At 36.1% G+C, this 18,614-nt stretch carries 16 protein-coding genes and 1 pseudogene; 12 read left to right on the forward strand and 5 right to left on the reverse strand.

The window, feature by feature from the left end; all coding sequences use genetic code 11:
* Positions 1–16: 16 nt before the first annotated feature.
* A complete protein-coding gene (locus B5X53_RS12565; protein WP_079713575.1) occupies positions 17–781 on the forward strand; it encodes a LytR/AlgR family response regulator transcription factor in 765 nt (254 codons plus the stop codon).
* A gap of 14 nt (positions 782–795) precedes the next feature.
* The gene (locus B5X53_RS12570; protein WP_079713576.1) at positions 796–2,886 is read left to right on the forward strand and encodes a tetratricopeptide repeat protein; all 2,091 of its coding nucleotides are present in this window, start codon (positions 796–798) and stop codon (positions 2,884–2,886) included.
* A 238-nt stretch (positions 2,887–3,124) separates the two neighbouring features.
* Here the strand turns inward: B5X53_RS12570 and B5X53_RS12575 are convergent, their stop codons facing one another.
* Positions 3,125–4,579, reverse strand: coding sequence for a peroxidase family protein (locus tag B5X53_RS12575; RefSeq protein WP_157822071.1), 1,455 nt, complete (start codon positions 4,577–4,579; stop codon positions 3,125–3,127).
* A 700-nt stretch (positions 4,580–5,279) separates the two neighbouring features.
* Between B5X53_RS12575 and B5X53_RS12580 the strand changes: the two genes are divergently transcribed.
* From B5X53_RS12580 to B5X53_RS12590, 3 genes are all read left to right on the forward strand, one after another.
* The gene (locus B5X53_RS12580; RefSeq protein WP_079713578.1) at positions 5,280–5,885 is read left to right on the forward strand and encodes a phosphatase PAP2 family protein; all 606 of its coding nucleotides are present in this window, start codon (positions 5,280–5,282) and stop codon (positions 5,883–5,885) included.
* Positions 5,886–6,086: 201 nt separating this feature from the next.
* Positions 6,087–6,299 (forward strand): hypothetical protein, encoded by a 213-nt coding sequence (locus B5X53_RS12585; protein ID WP_079713579.1) that lies wholly within the window; start codon positions 6,087–6,089, stop codon positions 6,297–6,299.
* Entirely contained in the window at positions 6,268–6,891 is a 624-nt protein-coding gene (locus tag B5X53_RS12590) for a universal stress protein (protein ID WP_079713580.1), read from the forward strand. The genes B5X53_RS12585 and B5X53_RS12590 overlap by 32 nt, the downstream gene beginning before the upstream one ends.
* A 20-nt stretch (positions 6,892–6,911) precedes the next feature.
* Here B5X53_RS12590 and B5X53_RS12595 read toward each other — a convergent pair whose 3' ends face one another.
* Positions 6,912–7,400: a PAS domain-containing protein gene (locus B5X53_RS12595; protein WP_157822072.1), complete on the reverse strand. Its 489-nt coding sequence runs from the start codon at positions 7,398–7,400 to the stop codon at positions 6,912–6,914.
* Between the two features lie 126 nt (positions 7,401–7,526).
* Positions 7,527–7,649 carry a hypothetical protein gene (locus tag B5X53_RS19470; protein ID WP_262507290.1) on the reverse strand — a complete coding sequence of 41 codons (123 nt, stop codon included), beginning with the start codon at positions 7,647–7,649 and terminating at the stop codon, positions 7,527–7,529.
* 463 nt (positions 7,650–8,112) lie between these two features.
* On the opposite strand from B5X53_RS19470, the gene B5X53_RS12600 reads away from it, so the two are divergent.
* The 5 genes and pseudogenes from B5X53_RS12600 (at position 8,113) to B5X53_RS19535 (ending at position 13,032) form a co-directional block, all read left to right on the forward strand.
* Complete coding sequence (locus tag B5X53_RS12600; protein WP_079713582.1) at positions 8,113–8,691, forward strand: Crp/Fnr family transcriptional regulator; 579 nt, start codon at positions 8,113–8,115, stop codon at positions 8,689–8,691.
* 142 nt (positions 8,692–8,833) lie between these two features.
* Positions 8,834–9,535, forward strand: a complete 702-nt coding sequence (locus B5X53_RS12605) for a DsbA family oxidoreductase (protein ID WP_079713583.1) — start codon at positions 8,834–8,836, stop codon at positions 9,533–9,535.
* Between the two features lie 150 nt (positions 9,536–9,685).
* Positions 9,686–10,258: a YceI family protein gene (locus tag B5X53_RS12610; protein ID WP_079713584.1), complete on the forward strand. Its 573-nt coding sequence runs from the start codon at positions 9,686–9,688 to the stop codon at positions 10,256–10,258.
* Positions 10,259–10,324: 66 nt separating this feature from the next.
* A complete protein-coding gene (gene ygiD, locus B5X53_RS12615; RefSeq protein WP_079713585.1) occupies positions 10,325–11,158 on the forward strand; it encodes a 4,5-DOPA-extradiol-dioxygenase in 834 nt (277 codons plus the stop codon).
* Positions 11,159–11,353: 195 nt separating this feature from the next.
* Positions 11,354–13,032 (forward strand): annotated as a pseudogene (locus B5X53_RS19535) (formate--tetrahydrofolate ligase).
* Between the two features lie 109 nt (positions 13,033–13,141).
* On the opposite strand, the gene B5X53_RS12625 reads toward B5X53_RS19535, so the two are convergent.
* Positions 13,142–15,205, reverse strand: coding sequence for an amino acid carrier protein (locus B5X53_RS12625; protein ID WP_079713586.1), 2,064 nt, complete (start codon positions 15,203–15,205; stop codon positions 13,142–13,144).
* Between the two features lie 513 nt (positions 15,206–15,718).
* Here B5X53_RS12625 and B5X53_RS12635 point away from each other — a divergent pair.
* Together B5X53_RS12635 and B5X53_RS12640 are read left to right on the forward strand one after the other, a co-directional pair.
* On the forward strand, positions 15,719–16,159 hold the full coding sequence (locus B5X53_RS12635) for a universal stress protein (protein WP_079713588.1): 441 nt from the start codon (positions 15,719–15,721) through the stop codon (positions 16,157–16,159).
* A gap of 284 nt (positions 16,160–16,443) precedes the next feature.
* Positions 16,444–16,647: a dodecin family protein gene (locus B5X53_RS12640; protein ID WP_079713589.1), complete on the forward strand. Its 204-nt coding sequence runs from the start codon at positions 16,444–16,446 to the stop codon at positions 16,645–16,647.
* A 612-nt stretch (positions 16,648–17,259) separates the two neighbouring features.
* On the opposite strand, the gene B5X53_RS12645 is transcribed toward B5X53_RS12640, so the two are convergent.
* The gene (locus B5X53_RS12645) at positions 17,260–18,465 is read right to left on the reverse strand and encodes a GAF domain-containing sensor histidine kinase (protein WP_394341605.1); all 1,206 of its coding nucleotides are present in this window, start codon (positions 18,463–18,465) and stop codon (positions 17,260–17,262) included.
* Between the last annotated feature and the right edge of the window lie 149 nt (positions 18,466–18,614).

The following is an 18,614-nucleotide window of genomic DNA, read 5'->3' on the forward strand; positions in this document are numbered from 1 at the left end:
ATAAATTTTCACACAAATGAAAGTAGCTATTTTAGACGATGAAGTACATTGCGTAGAGGGCCTGGTGCTTCACCTGCGCAAAAATTTTCCTGATGCCGAAATCATCTATAAAGGCACACGTCCCGAGGCTGCACTGGAGGTATTACCGAACGCTAAAATAGATTTACTCTTTCTTGATGTAGAAATGCCAGGAATGAATGGTTTTGAACTCCTGGATCAACTTCAGGAAACCAAATTTGATGTTATTTTTACCACCGCATACAGCCAATATGCTGCACAGGCCTTTAAAGCCAAGGCTGTAAACTATTTGCTAAAACCCATAGATGAAATCGAATTCAGGGAAGCGATTTTAGACTGGCAGGAAGAACGTAAAAAGAAAAATAATTTCTCTTCTGAAAAAATAAGTGACTTGCTTACCTATATGCGACGCGAAGGTATTTTAAAAAATAAAATCGCCCTTCCCGTAGCCGATGGTTATGAGTTTATTGAAACCAACGAAATCCTCTATGCACAAAGCCAGAATAACTACACGCAGCTTTTTCTCTCTGATAAACGAAATCTGGTACTTAGTAAAACCCTGAAGGAATTTGAAAAATTACTCGACAAGTATTTCTTTATTCGCATACATAAGTCTTACCTCATCAATCCCAACTATATGAAAAAATATTACAAAAATGACGGCGGCTATCTGGTAATGCAGGATGGGAAAACCATTCCCGTTAGTAAAACCAAAAAAGATTTAATTACCAGTCTTTTTGATGCCATTACCAAAACTTCCTAAACCTTATAAACCCTATGCCACTGCCTCAGTTTAGAAATTTCAGCGGATTATTTTCTTTAATTTGCCTCGCAATTTTATTTCTACCCGCCGGGTTATTATCCCAGTCAAAAATAGACAGCCTAAACACTGAATTTCAGCAGGCCGAAAAGGATTCACTCAAAGTGGTCACTCAAATTCAGTTAAGCCGGCAAATTCATCGTGAGGCACATGATGAAGAGGAAGAATTATTACACGCACAGGAAGCGGTGCAAAAAGCACTTCAGTTAAATGACACCTTGTTGTATGCCCACGCTTTAGATAACCTGGGGCTTTTGATGCGCTACCACCAAAATTACGACGAATCTTTACCGCTACATACAAAGGCCTATAACCTGGTAAAAGACAAAGATATCAATCCGCTGAACAAGATGATCTTTGCTAATAATGCCGGGGTGGCCGGGCGTTATAATCAAAATTATGATACAGCTATTTCTTATTATATGGAAGCGCTTAAAATCGCCGAAAAGGAAAACGATCTTAAAAATATTGCTATTGCCAGCAATGGTATCGGGAATGCCTTAACTTCCATTCCCGGTCGCGCCGACCAGGCTTTAGATTATTTTGAGCGTTCCCTGGAGGCCGAAAAACAACGAAATAACAGTCTGGGTGTGGCGATGAATTACCTTTCCATAGGCGATTATTACATCGATAAAGGTGAGTTTACGAAAGCCCGGGAATATTTAAACGAACTTTTGGAAATTAACCGCGAGCGAGAAGACCAATACGGTTTGGCGATAACCAACGAATTTTTAGGTAAGGCATATTTGGTGGAAGGCAAAAATTTAGAACGCGCCAAAGAGTTCTTTAATATATCTCTTGTAGGTTTTCAACAAATGGGAGATAGACAAAAACAAGCTGAAATTCTTTCCAGCCTTGGCGATATCGAGAAAAAACAGGGCCAGCCGGTAAATGCAGAAAAATATTATCAGAATTCGCTTGACCTGGCTTCAGCCTTAAACCTACACGGCCTACTAATGGAAAACTACCTGCGAATGGCCGATTTAAAAGAAGAGACCGGTGAACCCGCTGAAGCTTTAAGCTATTATAAGCAGGGGAAAGCTTATGAAGACAGTATAAAACTCAGCCAACAGAATGTGGAAATCGCAGCCCTAGTAAGAAAATACGATCTTGAGAAGAAGGAAAACCGAATTGAATTGCTTCAAAAAGACAGGGCATTACAGGAAACCCGGCTGAAAACCCAGGAACAGTTATTGGAAGAACGCCGGATTTTAATGCTGTTGATGGGAATTGGGTTATTACTCATTTTAATCATCATTTTTTTGCAATACCGCAACGCGCAAACCAAGAAGAAAACCAATGCCCGTGTTTTAAAGGAAGAAAAGGAAAAAATGAAGGCCATTTATGAGCGTAACCTTGCCAGGGCTGAGATATTGGTAACCCGTCTGCAAATCAATCCGCATTTTTTGTTCAATAGTTTGAACGCAATAACTTATCTCATCCAAACTAAAGAGAATGAAAAGGCTATGAAATACCTCGTGGTTTTTAGCCGCTACACGCGTATGGTATTGGAAACTTCGCAGAAACATATAATTCCGCTTAGCGAAGAGATAAAATTGACTCGCTATTATTTAACTCTGGAGGAAAACCGCTTTGAAAAAGATTTCACTTATGAAATTAAGTTAGAAGAATCGGCTGTAGAAGGTATTAATATCCCACCACTTTTACTGCAGCCTTTTATTGAAAATGCGATATGGCACGGACTGCTGCCGAGCAAATGCGACAAAAAACAATTGCTTATTAATATAATTCCTGCCGAAGATGAAATTACTATTATCATAGATGACAATGGGGTAGGCCGAAAAAATGCAGGGAAGAAAACAACCTCAGGTAAAAAGCATAAAAGTATGGGAATGCAAATTATTCAGGAGCGTATAAGCCTTTATAATAAGAGCTATTCAGGAAAAATAACCTATGAAATCATCGATAAAAAAGATGAAAATTGTGAACCAAAAGGTACAAGAGTAGTTTTAAAACTTCAAAGAATAAAAGGTGAACACCAGGAAGATAATTTCTATAAAATTGACACTGAGATTTCAGAAACGTAAATTTCTTAGGTAAACCTAATACATACTCAAGATGAAGTAAAACCTAATTGGCAAGGGAGGGTTCTTTCAGCATTCGTACTATAAAATTGATAAAAAAGCCCCAAACAGTAAATTTGGGGCTTTTTGAATTTCCAATTAATCAAGTTTTTACAGGTTTGATTTGTATATATAAGTTCGAAATTATTTCCAAGCAAGCTTCAGAAATTAGATTACGAGGAACTCAACATTATTTTATTTCTTACAGATCGTAAGCTTTATCTGCCTCTTCTAATAGATCTTTCATTGTAAAAACTCTTTTTTTACCGTGCGTTGGTACCCAATCCCGATTGTTGCCTAAAAAGGACTCTCTATCAAGTTCCAAAAGACCTAGAAGTACCTCTGCCACGATTCTGCCGCCCACAGGGCCCAGGCCTTCTCCCGAAGAGAATTGAGTGTCAGAGTCCTGCCTTCCTATTACTTCTGCTTCTGCCAAAACGTAATACCACAGCGGTATGCCCGCAGACAAATCAACATCCACCATTTTTTCCTTATTGTTCACAAAGTCTACCACCTGCTCAATTTCACTGTCTTCTCTTTGCATATGTCTCGCAACATTTTCTCCAGAAGGTAGAAGAAAGCTTTGTCCTCTTCTAAAATTCCTTGTTGCTAAAGATTTATCATTTGGATCATCAGAAGGCACAAAAGGTAATTCCAGTAAAATAGGAGCTAAGGTTGTGTCCAGTTTTTCTGCCTTTTGGAAATCGGTACCATAATCAAAAAAAGCGTTCCACTCAATTGCCTGGTCGCTACTGGTTAATCTTGAAAAACCTTTCCCAAATTCTTTTGAAAAGATACTCTTCATTTCACCATCTTGTTGCAGTTTTAATTTCTGCGCAATCATAGTATGTCCGAATCTAAAAGCTGCTACAGAAAATTCTACCGGAATGAATGCACTATAAACAGGCTTATAAAATTTACGACCATTTCCTAAAATATCGGCCACTAAATATTTTCCGCACATCATTGGTAGAAATTCATTTACAACAATCCATTGATAATGCCATGTTGTTGTTTTTCTTGCTTCTTCATATAAATGTTCAGGACTATATCCCGGGTTAGCGTCCTTCATTATTTTATAATTGGCATTATAAAATCTAACGAAAGCTAACTGCATTTGGGAAATCACCCGGTTTTCATCGTTCCTGGGATCTCCAATTATGGCGGTTTCCTTTCCGTTGCGCTGCAGGTCATTTTTTTCTGTAGCCTGGTTTTGACCTATATTATTATTACTCAATGCGGTTAACAGGTAGTAACCTTCTTCTCTTGGTTTGTAAAGAAAGGGATCATCTTCGGGGCCACCCCCAAATACGCTATCCAGGTCTAAATTAGCAGAACGTGAGTTTTCAATTTCATTGGGATTATTAATACTACTAAAGCTGGTAGAGGTATCAAAAGTTATATCATGGTCAATAAACTGACCAAAAAATACCATCCCTAATGGAACTGAATTAGTAAATTTAGGAGAATTACCTCCATTCATTGGTCCATCTTTTTTTCCTAATCCGGAAAGTGTGGATGGAGGATTATAAAGCGGTGACAACTCTCTGAACATTCTACCAAAACGGCCAAAGCTTTCTTCTTCAAAAGAATGATGCGAGCAAAGCACGTTTTTACCCTCAAAACTGTGCATTCCATGGTGATTTGAATCTGACATAATTAACTGGTTTTTAGTTGTTAATAAAATTTTTATTACGGTATATCCTGATAATTGAGGCATGAAACATTTAAGCACAATTTGGGGTGCTTTAAGTCCGAAAAATTAGTTGACCATATACAACCAATTCGATCAAAAAATAATTGATCTAATAGGGTGTATAGGGGTTAAATCGGGATATTAATCCCGGAACTAAATGTATGTAGGGGAAATGTTGAGAGGGATATAATCTGAAAATAAACCTTTTTCAAAAATGGTTCATTTCTATGATTATAGTAAAAGTTGAAATTATAAATGTAAGGTGTAGCTTAATTGATAAATCTATATTGCAAGCTACTGAAAATTAACATCTTAATTTAACTTTGTGGCAATTTAATAAAATTTTTTAATTATCGATCTAAAAGGAAAAATATTTTCCTTAAAAATATAAAGGACAACCGAACTATAACTTAATTTGATGTAAGTAATAATGTTCTATTTCAGGCAAACCACCTCGGAGTATTTAATCTCTTATTGAGTAGATACTAATTTTCAAAGCTAAATTTTATCACTTAAACTATTAAAAGACATCTGATTAATAATAGTTTAACTATTTCACCCGAGGTTTAGGAAAAATTTAAAAATCCTTATTTTCTATAGTTAATACCTGAACTTATTTTTATGGATTCACGCTATAAAAATAATTTTTTAAACCTAACTAATGATTTTTCAAACTTCTACCTATCAACAAAATGAACCTGCTTATGTAATCAAGAAAATATTTTTAGTCATTTTCTGTAGTATTTTTTTATTATCAACCGATAACACCTACAGTCAGTTTTTTGAAAAGGAAGATTCATTTATTGAGAAATCCGGAGATGCTTCGGTTATTTTACTTCCGGTTTCGGCCCTTACTACTTCATTAATTCTAAAAGACCACAAGGGGTGCTGGCAGTTTACAAAGAGTTTTCTGCTTAATTTGGCGGTAACCGGCGCGGGAAAGTATTTAATAAATAAAGAACGCCCCCTTCAGGGAGGAGGTTATGCTTTTCCATCGGGACATACCTCGGTGGCATTTCAGGGTGCTTCATTTTTTCATCGTAGATATGGTTTTAAATATAGTATTCCAGCCTATATTCTTGCAGGTTTTACCGGTTATAGTAGGTTAAATGCTAAACGGCACGATGGTTGGGATGTGCTGGCCGGAGCAGCAATAGGAATAGGAAGTACTTTCTTTTTCACCACTCCTTATGAAGATCAACAAATGGAAGTGACTTTTTCAAGCGGGGACGATGCCTACCTGCTTGGCTTTCGGTATACCTTTTAAGCAGTTTTTTTTCATTTTTCTTTTAAAGGAAGTTTGGGATCAACGCACGTAATACGTACTTAATCGTTATTCTTCAGGTTGAAAATGAATGTATTAGCTTTTTTAAATCCTTCAAAAAATTAAAATAAAGTGATTTTCATCATTTTTATAAAATTAATCTTGCTATAGTTTTGCATACTTACTGAACTAATATACAGTAGTATGAATGTACTTATTTTGACAGATCTCTCTGATGTAGCTAGAAATGCCGGAAGTTATGCGGTACAGTTTCTTGGCGATATTCCTGTGAATTTTTATATGCTTAATATAAGAGGATTTAATCCTGAAGCCAGCCTGGAACAGGAAAAAGAAGGAACTTGCTCTAAAAAAACTGCACCAGAGAATGGAGGAACTCCAGGAAATAAGTACAAATAACGATCACAAATTTTTCGCTTTATATTCAGAAAGTGACTTGCTAACTGCTACCCGTAAATATGCCGATGAAAAAAATGTAGACCTAATTGTAATGGGAGCAGCCCATAAAGGCCATTCCCCGTTTACAATTATTGGTAATCATACTTATGAAGTGATTAAAAAAATAAGGTATAATATTTTGGCGGTTGCAGAGCATTGCGAGTTTAAACCCTTAAAGAAAATGATTTTTCCAATAGATTATTCAACTTCCCTGAATAAAGATATTTTTACCATCTTCAATAAACCAAAAATTTCTGAAGGGGCAGATTTAACAGTTATAGAGATTGGGGATCCCACGAAAGGAGTAGATGTGGAAAAAGGAAGAAAGATTTTCTCCCAAATTAAGAACAGGAAAGTGAAGGTGATACCTTTTAAAGACAAAAACATTTTTTCTGATTCTAACCTGCAAAAAATTCAGGATCGTTTTGATATGATTGTTATGATGGGAAAAAACCTGGGATTATGCGACAGTTTTCTTCATACCAAACGCGGTATTTATTCTAAAGTATCAAATTCAATTCCTATTCTCGTACTACACGGAAGTGAAAAATAATTCATTTCCTAATTAAGAGCTTATTTACGTGATTTTGTAAGCTCCCGGTAAAGGAATTCTTTAAGCTCCTGGTTTTCTGATTTTAGTCTTTTATTTTCTTCTATTAAGGCAGCCGGCGTTTCAAGTTGAGTAAAAGTCACTATAAGGCCGGTAATGGCTTCTTCATTTTCAGAAAAATAAGGTTGAATACACATTAAGAACCTGCGTTCATCACTCAATTTAATTTCCTTTTCCAGGACTGTTTCGGTAATTAAAACACCCCTAACGTTCTCAATAAAAGACTTGTGTTTCATTTTTTCTTTAATTCCGCATATATTTCTATCCAAATGTTCCTTATTCAGCTTAAAAAGTCTTCCCGCCGCCGGGGTAAAATCTTTTAAGAATAATTCAGAATCAATAAGAAGCTGGGGAACAATAGAATTTTCAAAATATTGTTTTAGGAAATTATTCTCCGGTGATAAACTATTGTACATAGTAACTCCTTCCTGAATGCTATTATTAGTGATCATTTTTGTTATGATTATTGAATAAAAATTAGAGAATTCGGTGTGCCAAACGTAGGCAAACCGAATTCTCATTATGAAAATTCCGGGTTAATTTTGCCGCACTAAAATTTGTTTAGTTTTGCTTTAAAATTAACCTCCCACTTTTCTTCTGCCCTTCATTTTCTTTTCTTCAAGTTTACGTGCAGCTTTTTCTTGTTTACGTGCTTTTAAATCGACTTTTGAAGGTTTTAAATTTGTACCTCGCTTTGCCATTTTATAGAATATTTTAATTGAACAAAAATTTAATTAAATACCTACCTGTAGTAAAACCTTTATATAGCGAGTTAGGTTTCCCGTTTCGGGGAAATAGTAATTTCGTAGAGGCAAGCCTCAGCGTTTTTAACCTCGATTTTCGAGTAAATAAAATTTAAAATAAAGGATGCAGGTTAAGAAAGCACACTCGCGGGTGCTTAATAAGTCGGGAAGATGATCTTAAGTTTAGAAAAAACCTTGTTCATAGCTAAATTGCTAATAATTAAAATATTAACCTGCAATTTACCACCTTCTTGCATATAAACCAAAAAAAAAATTAAAAGCAGGAAAAATATTTAGGAGTGTGATAGGGTTAACTTTAAATCCATTTTGAGCCATATTTTAAAATGAAAACCATCTTTTTGTACCTTTAGGATTGGTAGTTTCAATTTTTAATCGGCAGTGAAAAAATAGCGTTTCAGTTATGGAGAGTTTTATTAGGAAAAATATAGAAAGAACTCTGGGCGAAGAAATTTCGTCGGAAATGCTTACCCATTTAAAAGAGCTTTCTTTTGAAAAAACCTACGACAAAAAGGAATACTTAGTTGAAGCCGGAAGTGCCTGCAATTACCAGTTTTTTATTCTTGAAGGGGGGTGTTTTTCTTACTACCTTAGTGAAAAAGGAGATAAAAATGTAATTCAACTGGCTATTGAAGAATACTGGATCACAGATGCTTCCAGTTATTTTAGGGATACTGAAGCCGTTTCCACTATAGAAACGCTGGAGCCCACCAGAGCATTACTTATCAATAAAGAAAATTTCGAAAAACTCTGTCGCATGCATCCCTTATTCGATAGGTTTTTTAGAATTCTACTCCAGAATTCATTAGCTTCCTTACATACGAGAATTGCCAAGACTATTAGTGAAGATGCCGATCATAGGTATAAAAGTTTTTCAAAACGTAACCCGCATTTTATAAAACGCATTCCGCAGTACCTTATCGCATCCTACCTGGGGATTAAACCCCAATCTTTAAGCAGGATTCGTAAGAACCTTTACTAAACCCCACTTAATTAACATAGGTGAATTATTTTAATAAGATTGTTCCCCATCTTTGTATAACAATTATTGAGTAAACTACCTCGGAGCATTTAAATCTTGATTATCGAGTTAAATTTATATTCAGCATTATAAAAAAAGAAATATGAAAGTTAAAATATGGTCAGACGTAAGATGTCCTTTTTGCTACATCGGAAAGAAAAAATTTGAAGCTGCGCTGGCAAAGTTTCCACAGGAAAAAGAAATAGAGGTTGAATGGAAAAGTTATCAGCTAGATCCAAATTTAAAGACCGATCCTAATCTCAGTACCCTGGAGTATTTCGTTAAAGCAAAAGGTGTAAGCGAAACTCGGGCAAAAGAAATGTTTAGCGGCGCAACCAATATGGCTGCTGAAGTTGGGTTGAAGTTTAATCTGGAAACTTCGGTGACCGCCAATTCATTTATGGCCCACAGGCTTATTCAAATGGGTAAATCAAAAGGCCTGGGAAATGAAATTGAAGAAGCACTATTTATAGCTCATTTTGAGGAAGCAAAAAATATAGATAATGCTGAAGTTTTACAGGGCATTGGTATCTCAAGAGGGTTAGAAACGGGAGAAGTAAAAAACACCCTGGAATCTGATGCTTTTGCTTATGAAGTGAAGCAGGATGAAATGGAAGCGCGCAATATTGGAGTAAGAGGAGTTCCATTTTTTGTGATAGATGATAAATATGCAATTTCGGGAGCGCAGCCTACAGATGCCTTTTTGCAAACCCTGGAAAAAGCCTGGAAAGAATTTAAACCGAAGAAAAATCATTTGGAAGTTTCTGAAGGAGATTCCTGTGCAACTTATGGAAATTGTGATTAAATATGAAAATTGCTCTAATAGGCGCCACCGGATTTCTGTGGTTAGAAGTATTAGATAGAGGCTCCCAAGTAACTGGTGCTGATTGATGAGTCCGAAAATCCGGCATATATTAAACAATGAAACTTTATTAATTAATCTAAACTAAATATTATGAAACAAGTATTTTCTTTTTTGTTTATCGCTTTTTTAAGCACAAACATTTTCGCACAAACAACCTGGAAGGCCGATCCGGCCCATACGCAGGTTTCTTTTGACATTGTACACCTTGGAATTGCTGAAATAGAAGGGCAATTTGGAGAATTTCAAGGTAGTATAACAGCATCTAATGACGATTTTAGTAAGGCAGAATACGAAATGGAAATAGATGTAGCCTCTATTAACACTGGCGTAGAAAGAAGGGACGGCCACCTTAAAAGTGCCGATTTTTTTGATGTTGAAAACCATCCTAAGCTGATTTTTAAAAGTAATTCTTCAGAAAAAATTGGAGATAGCAAATATAAGGTTACCGGAGACCTTACTTTTCACGGAGTTACAAAACCGGTTACTTTAGAGGTTTGGCACCGTGGTACGATAGAAAATCCGCAGAGTAAAGATATGACTTCCGGATTTGCTATTACAGGAACCATAAAACGATCTGACTTTAATTTAGGAGCCGATTTCCCTGAGCCAATGCTTAGTGATGAGGTGAATATTGAAGTAGACGGAGAATTCATTAAGCAATAAATATTGAGAGGAGACTGTAAGTTCATGAACTGAATTTATAAGCCTCCTCTTTTTAAAATACATAAAATGTCAGCCCTATCAGATTTTAATAAGTTTACAGCTAACCTACCCAGAAAGGAACAACCCATGCCTGTTTTGTTTATTGGTCACGGTTCACCTATGAATGGCATTCAGGATAACGAATTTAGTAGCGGCTGGAAGAAAATGGCAGAAGAAATGCCTACGCCAAAAGCTGTTTTGGTGGTTTCGGCGCATTGGCTCACTTACAGAACCAGAATTACAAGTATGGAATTTCCTAAAACCATCCACGATTTTGGTGCTTTCCCTCAGGAATTATTTCAGGTTCAATATCCTGCACCGGGAAGTCCTTTAATAGCTAAAGAGACCAGAGATTTGGTGAAATCTACAGCCATTGTAGAAGATCACGATTGGGGTTTAGACCATGGTGCCTGGACCTTAGTGAGGCATATGTATCCGGCAGCAGATATTCCGGTTTTACAACTCAGTCTAGACCATAGTAAAGACGAAAAATATCATTTTGAACTTGCCAAGGAATTAATGGAACTCAGGTATAAGGGTGTTTTAATTATTGGTAGCGGTAATATGGTTCACAATCTAAAAATGCTGGCCTGGGATAAAATAGAAGAACCGGGTTATGGTTATGATTGGGCTTTGGAGATGAATGATAAATTTAAAAAGTATATTTCTGAAGGCGATTTTAATCGGCTTATTAATTATAAACATCTGGGAGCAGAGGCGAAACTGGCCATTCCAACTCCAGAGCATTATCTCCCCTTGCTTTATACCCTTGGGTTAAAAGATAAAAATGAAGAAATATCCTTTTTCAATGATAAAGCCGTCGCGGGCTCTTTAACAATGACTTCAGTAAAAATTGGATAAAAATCAGCTTAATGGCTGAAATTAAGACTGAAAGTTTGAAATAAAAGTTACCTATTTCTTTTTGAAAAAACTCTAAAAAGGAAATTCTGAAGATTTAAACTTTCGGAACGTTTGAATAATTTAATAACCTGATTCCCGTCATTTTTAAAAGCTGACTAAGCATATAATTTTGTGTCTCTAAAAGCAGTTAAGATGATGACTACTACGCCACTTACCGACCTTGAAATTGCTCAAAAGATCGGGTTAAAACCTATTGCTGAAATTGCCCTAAAATTTGGACTTGATGCTCAAGAAATTGAAATGTATGGTAAGTCCAAAGCCAAACTTCCACTAATAGAATTGAAGGAAAAGGTATAAAACAGCAACCTAATCCTGGTTTCGGCTATTTCCCCCAACTCCGGCCGGGGAAGGGAAGACAACCGTTTCCATTGGACTTTCAGAAGCCTTAAACCGACTAGGAAAGAAAACCACGGTTGTTTTACGTGAACCTTCTTTGGGACGGGTATTGGGATTAAAGGTGGCGCCAAAGGAGGAGGCTGTTCGCAGGTTCTCCCTATGGAAGATATAAACCTTCATTTTACTGGAGATTTTTTAGCAATAGATAAATATCATAATTTGCTTGCTACCCTGGTAGATAACAATATTCAGTCAAAAATAAATAATCTTGATTTTGATCCCCACACTATTTCTCTTAAAAGAGTGATGGATGTAAACGATCGTTCCCTTCGGAATATCGTTATTGGGCTTGGAGGAACCGTTTCAGGAATTCCAAGGGAGAGCGGATTTGACGTTACTGCGGCTTCAGAGATTATGTCCATTATGTGCCTTGCCGAAAATCTGGACGATTTAAAAGGACGTTTAGGGAATATTTTTATTGGGTATACCTTTGGAAAAAAAACAAGTTTTTGCCCGTCATCTTAATGCCGAAAGTGCTATGGCTACCTTACTTAAAGATGTGTTTAAACCAAACCTTGTACAACTATTGAAGGAAATCCTGCAATTATTTATTTAGGTCCTTTTGCAAATATCGCCCAGGAACCAGCTCTGTTATCGCCACTCGAATGAGGTGAGTCTTTCAGATTATACGGTGACTGAGGCTGGTTTTGGTTTTGATCTTGGTGGAGAAAAATTCCTTGATATAAAATGTCAAAGTGCAGGCCTGGCGCCTAAGGTTGTGGTAATGACAACAACTATTAGAGCGCTAAAGTATCCCGGCGGTGCAGATTTAAAGACGCTTACAATTCCTAATGTAGAGGCCTTAATTAAAGGACTTCCCAATCTGGAAAAACACCTGGAAAACGCACAATTATATAATATAACCACGGTTATTGCCATCAACAAATGTTACACCGATAGCGATGAAGAGATTCAGGTTATTTTTGACCTGGCCCGAAAACTAAATATTAAAGTTGCCCTTTCTGATGGTTGGGCTAAAGGAGGAGCAGGAGCGCGTGATTTAGCTGCCAAAGTAATAGAAGCTATTGAAGAGAATAATTCAGATTTTAAACCGCTTTACAACTGGGAGCAGGATGTGGTGACCAAAATAGAAACCATTGCTAAAAAAAGTACAAGGAGCTGAAAGGGTAGAATTTTCTCCCAAAGCGAGGAGAAACCTTAAAACCATTATAGATCTGGGACTGGAAGAATTAGCGGTTTGTATCGCAAAAAACCAAAAATCTTTATCGGATAATCCGGCACTATTAGGAAGACCTACAGGATTTACATTAACTGTGAGAGAGATTGAAATAGCTACCGGTGCAGGATTTCTTATTCCCATAACCGGAGATATGATGCGAATGCCCGGCGTACCGGCGCATCCTGCTTCAGAAAATATAACAGTAAATTTGGAAGGAAATATTTCGGGGCTGGTTTAAGGGCAAGATTTATTTTTTTTCAAATTCAAAAGAACCTTCCGGTGTTTGCCGGAAGGTTTTTAATTATCTAAAATTATTTATTCGATAATCAGGATTGCTCTGAGGTATTTTACTCTGAAGTTTTAGTAGATAATTCTCCTGCTTTCAACTTTCGGTTATATTCCTTTAGGTCATTTCTTACCTCGCCAGACATAATGTATAAACCTATAATATTGGGGAAAGACATGGTTAAAATCATCATATCAGAGAAATCAAGCACAGCTCCAAGCCCTACTGAAGCCCCAACTACCACAAATAGAAGGAACATAGATTTAAAAACCAATTCGCTCCTGTTGGTTTTTCCGAATATATAAGTCCACGCGCGAAGCCCGTAATAAGACCAGGAAATCATAGTAGAAAATGCGAAGAGAAATACAACCACACTCAACACATAGGGGAACCACGGCATTACGGTAGCAAAAGCTCCCGAGGTAAGTTGCACCCCGCCAATGCCTTCTACCTCGTGCATCCCTGTAAAAATTAGAACAAGGGCGGTCAAAGTACAGATGATTACAGTATCAATAAAAGGTTCAATTAAAGCCACATAACCTTCAGAAGCAGGATGTCTTGTTTTTCCCGCACTGTGGGCAATGGCCGCCGAACCCACTCCAGATTCGCTGGAGAATGCAGCTCTTTGAAAACCAACAATAAGAACGCCTATTACTCCGCCTTTCAAGGCTGTAGCATTAAATGCTCCATTATAAATTGCAGAAAATGCTGAACCAATATTTTCGAAATTTACGCCAATAACTACAAGTGCAGATACGACATAAATTAAGGCCATTAAAGGTACAATTCTTCCGGTAACTTTACCTATACTCTCAATACCTCCAAGGATTACCAGGCCAACCAATCCTGCAAGGGCCAAACCAAAATAAAAACCATTTCCTTCCATAAATTTAAACTGACTTGCAAGAATCTCGAAAGACTGGTTTGCCTGAAACATATTCCCGCCACCCAGGGTTGCTCCAATACAAAGAACAGCAAAAAGAACCGCCAGAACCTTTCCGAAGCCTTTCATGTTTCTTCGTTCAAGCCCGTGTTGTAAATAATTCATAGGGCCACCAAAGATCTTTCCTTCCTTATTAATAACCCTATATTTAATCCCCAAAGTACATTCAACAAATTTTGAAGCCATACCTAAAAGTCCGGCAATAATCATCCAAAAGGTTGCTCCAGCTCCTCCCAAAGATATAGCAATGGCTACACCGGCAATATTTCCCAGCCCCACCGTAGCAGAAACTGCGGTAGCCATGGTTTGAAAATGAGTAATTTTTCCGGGTGCAGTAGGATCATCATATTTTCCCCGCGCCAGGTCTATAGAATGTCTTACCCCTTTAAAATTTATAAAACCCATTTTTACCGTAAAAAAAGCAGCACCAAATATCAACCAAATCACTATCAGAGGTATATTATGGGTTTGAGGATCTCCATTAGGATGAGCAACCGGCAGGGGAGTGGGGTATTTAATTTCGGCTAAATTATGAGCGCCGGCTTTAATAAGGTCATCGCTGTTGTTGGAATCGTAAATTACATCTCCGGTCTTGGTTAGGTGTTTCAGGCTCCCGTTGGTATTCGCATAAATATTTAAATCACCCTGGTTTTTTGAATTTACTATCGCTATAAGATCTCCTTCATTTACCTTTTCACCCTCATTAACTTTCCATTCCTTAAGTAAATAACGATCTTCTATAGAAGGGCTCCAATTTGGGATAGGTACTTTAGCAACTTCGGCATAAACTACTGGATCATAAATCCCAAATGCGGTAAACGGATCCCAAAACAGGAAACTCCCAAGGCTTTCTACCAGGGGAACAGCGGCACCATTAAAATGTTCGGTAATTGCTTTGGGCTTTATTTTAAACTCACTGGTAAGACTGGTACCTTCACTATCGGTAATCTTTACTTTATAAGAAATTCCTTCTGTAAGTCCGTAAGCCGATTTTGATTCTAAACCGGTATTTTGATCAGACCATTTATAAGTATAAGGAGGTTCACCACCCGAGACCTCTAAATCAATAAATCCGTCATTGATTAAATTTGATATATTTCCGGCTTTAACATCTACCTTAAGTTCCTGGGCATTTAAAATTGAGAGCGGAAGTAAAAGGATTAAAAGAAAATATTTTTTCATAGTTTAATTTCTAAATTTGAAATTCCACACCGGCAAAAACAGTGTTTTTTCCCTTAGAAATCATCGGGTTAGCTTTTATGTATTTCAATTTAATCTCTCTTGAAAATGAAGCGATAAAAAAGGGAAAATTATTCAAATTAGAAAAAAATCTTAGGTCACCGTGTTTTCATCAGGTAGATAAAATAGAAAATAAGAAAAGCATAAGCTCCCGTGACCACCGAGAAGAAAAATAAAACGGTTTTTACTCCTGTTTTATTCTTATATGAATTTGAAAAATTAGCTGTAAAGATAAAGTATAATCATTAGTTAGAAAAATTGAAAAACAAACATTTAAACTCAAAATAATGAGGCTTACTCGATAATCTAGGTTTAAATGCTCCGAACCTAAGATTGAAAATTAAACAATGGTTCTCAATGGATACCTTGTGAGCGTGCTTCGGGGTAGTTTACTTCCTAAATATTTTAGAAGCGTATAATTTTTTCCTATTTTTAGTTTCTTAAACCTGCCATAACATGAAGAATATCTTAGTAGCCGTAGACCATAAAAAAGATGCCGAAACGCTTATTTCACACGCGGTTAATATTTCTAAATTAACAAGCGCCAAAATTTGGATAATTCACGTTACCGAAGCCGATCCCGATGATTTTCTTGCAAGGGAAGCCGGGCCCCAATATGTATATGAGAAAAGGGCCGAGGAGCGAAAAGAAGAAAAGGCTATCATAGAAAAATGGGCTGAAAATCTTACGAAAGAACATAATGTAGATGTGGAAGGACGTCTAATTGAAGGCTCTGTAATAAAATCTATCAAAAAGTTGGTAGAGGAGTGTAATATTGATTTGGTAGTTGCCGGGCATAAGAAAAGAAATCTGGTGTACGGACTTTTTACATCTAACAAGAAAAAAGATCTTATAGACGAACTCCAAATTCCTTTACTGGCAGTACCATTGGGGTAAATCTATAAACGGTAAAACAAGGCGATTGTCTTAATTTAAATATTTAGCTCTTAAATTTAAGTTAAGTGTCAAACTGGGTTGTATTAAATCACCAAAGTAGGCTTTTGCACGGCATTTTCTCTGTCTTAAACAAGCTATGTTTTTCCTGCACATTTTTTCTTAAAAACAGTTTTTTAATTTTTTTAGGAATAAAGATTTAAGTGCGTGTTATAGTTTGTTAAACCTTTTATATAGGCTAACTCATTCATTAACTTTAAGATATAACCATAAAAACGAAAAAAATTATGAGTATTGTAAAAGTTATTGAAGTAATTGCAACTTCAACAGAGAGTTTTGATGATGCAACCAGAAATGCCCTTGCAGAGGCTTCTAAAAGTGTAAAGAATATAGAATCGGTTTACGTGAAAGAAATGCACGCGAATGTAATTAATAATAAAATTGCGTCGTACGCAGTGAACGCAAAAATATCATTTAAAAAAGAGAGCTAAATTTGGTTCTTTTGATTTTTTGGGGAAGTAATTTATTATTTAAATACTTCCCATTTTTATTTGAATTTTCTTCATAAAAACCCTGAATAGCCTCAAATTTCCTTACTTCTTGCCATTACTTATTAGGGGAAAATGATAAGGATTTTCACGAAAATATTTTCTATTTAATTCTTGAAGTTAATTAATAAGGGATTTCCCCCTTTCCAAAAATGTACTTATAGTCTTAAATTAAAGGTGAACTTTTTTGGACAATAACATAAGAATATGGTGGGAAATTACCTTTAAAAATTCTGATCAGTTTATCTTGAAAGTGTAAAACTTCAAAGTTATCTTTTCAGTATAAAAAGTTTATGCCACTACTTTTTTATAGCGAATTTCTATTAAGGTTCTATGTCTAACCTTAATATTTGTGCTATGAATCCTTTTTATATTTTTCTCGAAAATTACAAAACAGCCACTTCCGGTTTTCACTTTTTGGCCAAACTCTTTATTTTATTAATTTTGGCCTGGATATTTATTGCGGCTATTTTCGCGGTATGGGGAACTCTTAACCTTATATTTTAGGCTTGTGTTTTATATAAGGTGATAAGATAGTTTTCTGGCTGTCCCTGGTTAGCTTTGCGCCGGCATTACAAAACTGAAAACAGTTTCTTTGTCTGAAGAACTTACGTTTATTTGTCCGTTATGAGCTGAAGCGATTTCTGAAGCAATATAAAGACCCAGGCCTAAACCTTTTTTGGGTTCTTTTCCTTCAATACGATAAAATGGTTCAAATAATTTTTCCCTTGTTTCCTTAGGAATTTTCACGCCTTTATTAGTTATTTCTAATTTAAATTCTCCATTTAAGCATACCGCTTCAAGTTCTATAGATTTATCTGCTGCACCGTGGGTTACTGCATTTCCAAGAAGGTTAGAGCATAATTGTGCAATTCTATCTGGATCACAATTCACCGGATTTTTTATTTGAATTTTAGAAGAAATTTTCTGTTCAGGAGAAGTGATTTTTAATTCGTTTATTACCTGTTTTAATACCTCTTTCAACTTTTTAGACTCGGTAGTCTTATTAAGTTTTATCCCTTCTCCCAAGCGTCCACGGGCAAAATCTAACAAATTATCAATTAAACCTTCCATCCTGATGCTGGTAGATTTAATAAGGGAAGCATTGCGTTTTACAATCTCTTCTTTACTAAATTTCATTAAAATTTCAGCACTCATTCGGGTAGTGGCAATCGGGTTTTTTAAGTCGTGACCTAAAATTGCAATAAATTGTTCCCGAAGTTCAGCTATATGCTGCTCTTCGTTAAGTTCGGCTACGGCATTTTCTTTTTCCTCAATAGCTTCCAGGTGAAAACTTATTAACTCGGCATAAAGCTCAAACATCCCCCTAATTTCTTCGGTATCTATTTTGGCTTTTTCTTTATCTATAGCGCAAATAGTACCAAAAAAACTCCCATCTTTTTTATAAAGAGGAACCGAAATATAACTTGAAAAACCATACATAGCAGGAGTTGGATGCTTGGCATAGGTTTCACTGGTAGCTACATTATCTATAAAAACCGCCTGTTCATGCTGGCGTACCTCGTTACAAATAGTGGTCTCTACTTTAAGCTCGTCTCCCGGTCTTAATCCGAATTTAATTTTATCGTTTACAGCGCAGGTAATCCATCTATCTTCTGTGACCTTGGCAATAGCCGTAAACCCCATTCCTGTTGTAAGACAAATAATATCCAGTAACTGGGTGACAATTGGAATTTTATTAATATTCGCAATATCTGCTTTGAAATTCGGATGGTGAGTTGGATTCTTAATAGAAATAATTTTTTAAAATAAAAGTTGGTAAAATTAATTAAAATTTATGAGTAAATATATTACCCGCAAATTTTTAAGGATGTTAGTTTAAAATGGCTATTGAACATATAATTCGGAAATTTATTAAGCTCATTTTTCAGAAATAACAGAATAACCAA

The sequence above is a fragment of the Salegentibacter salinarum genome (assembly GCF_900168115.1).
Classification (GTDB): Bacteria; Bacteroidota; Bacteroidia; order Flavobacteriales; family Flavobacteriaceae; genus Salegentibacter; species Salegentibacter salinarum.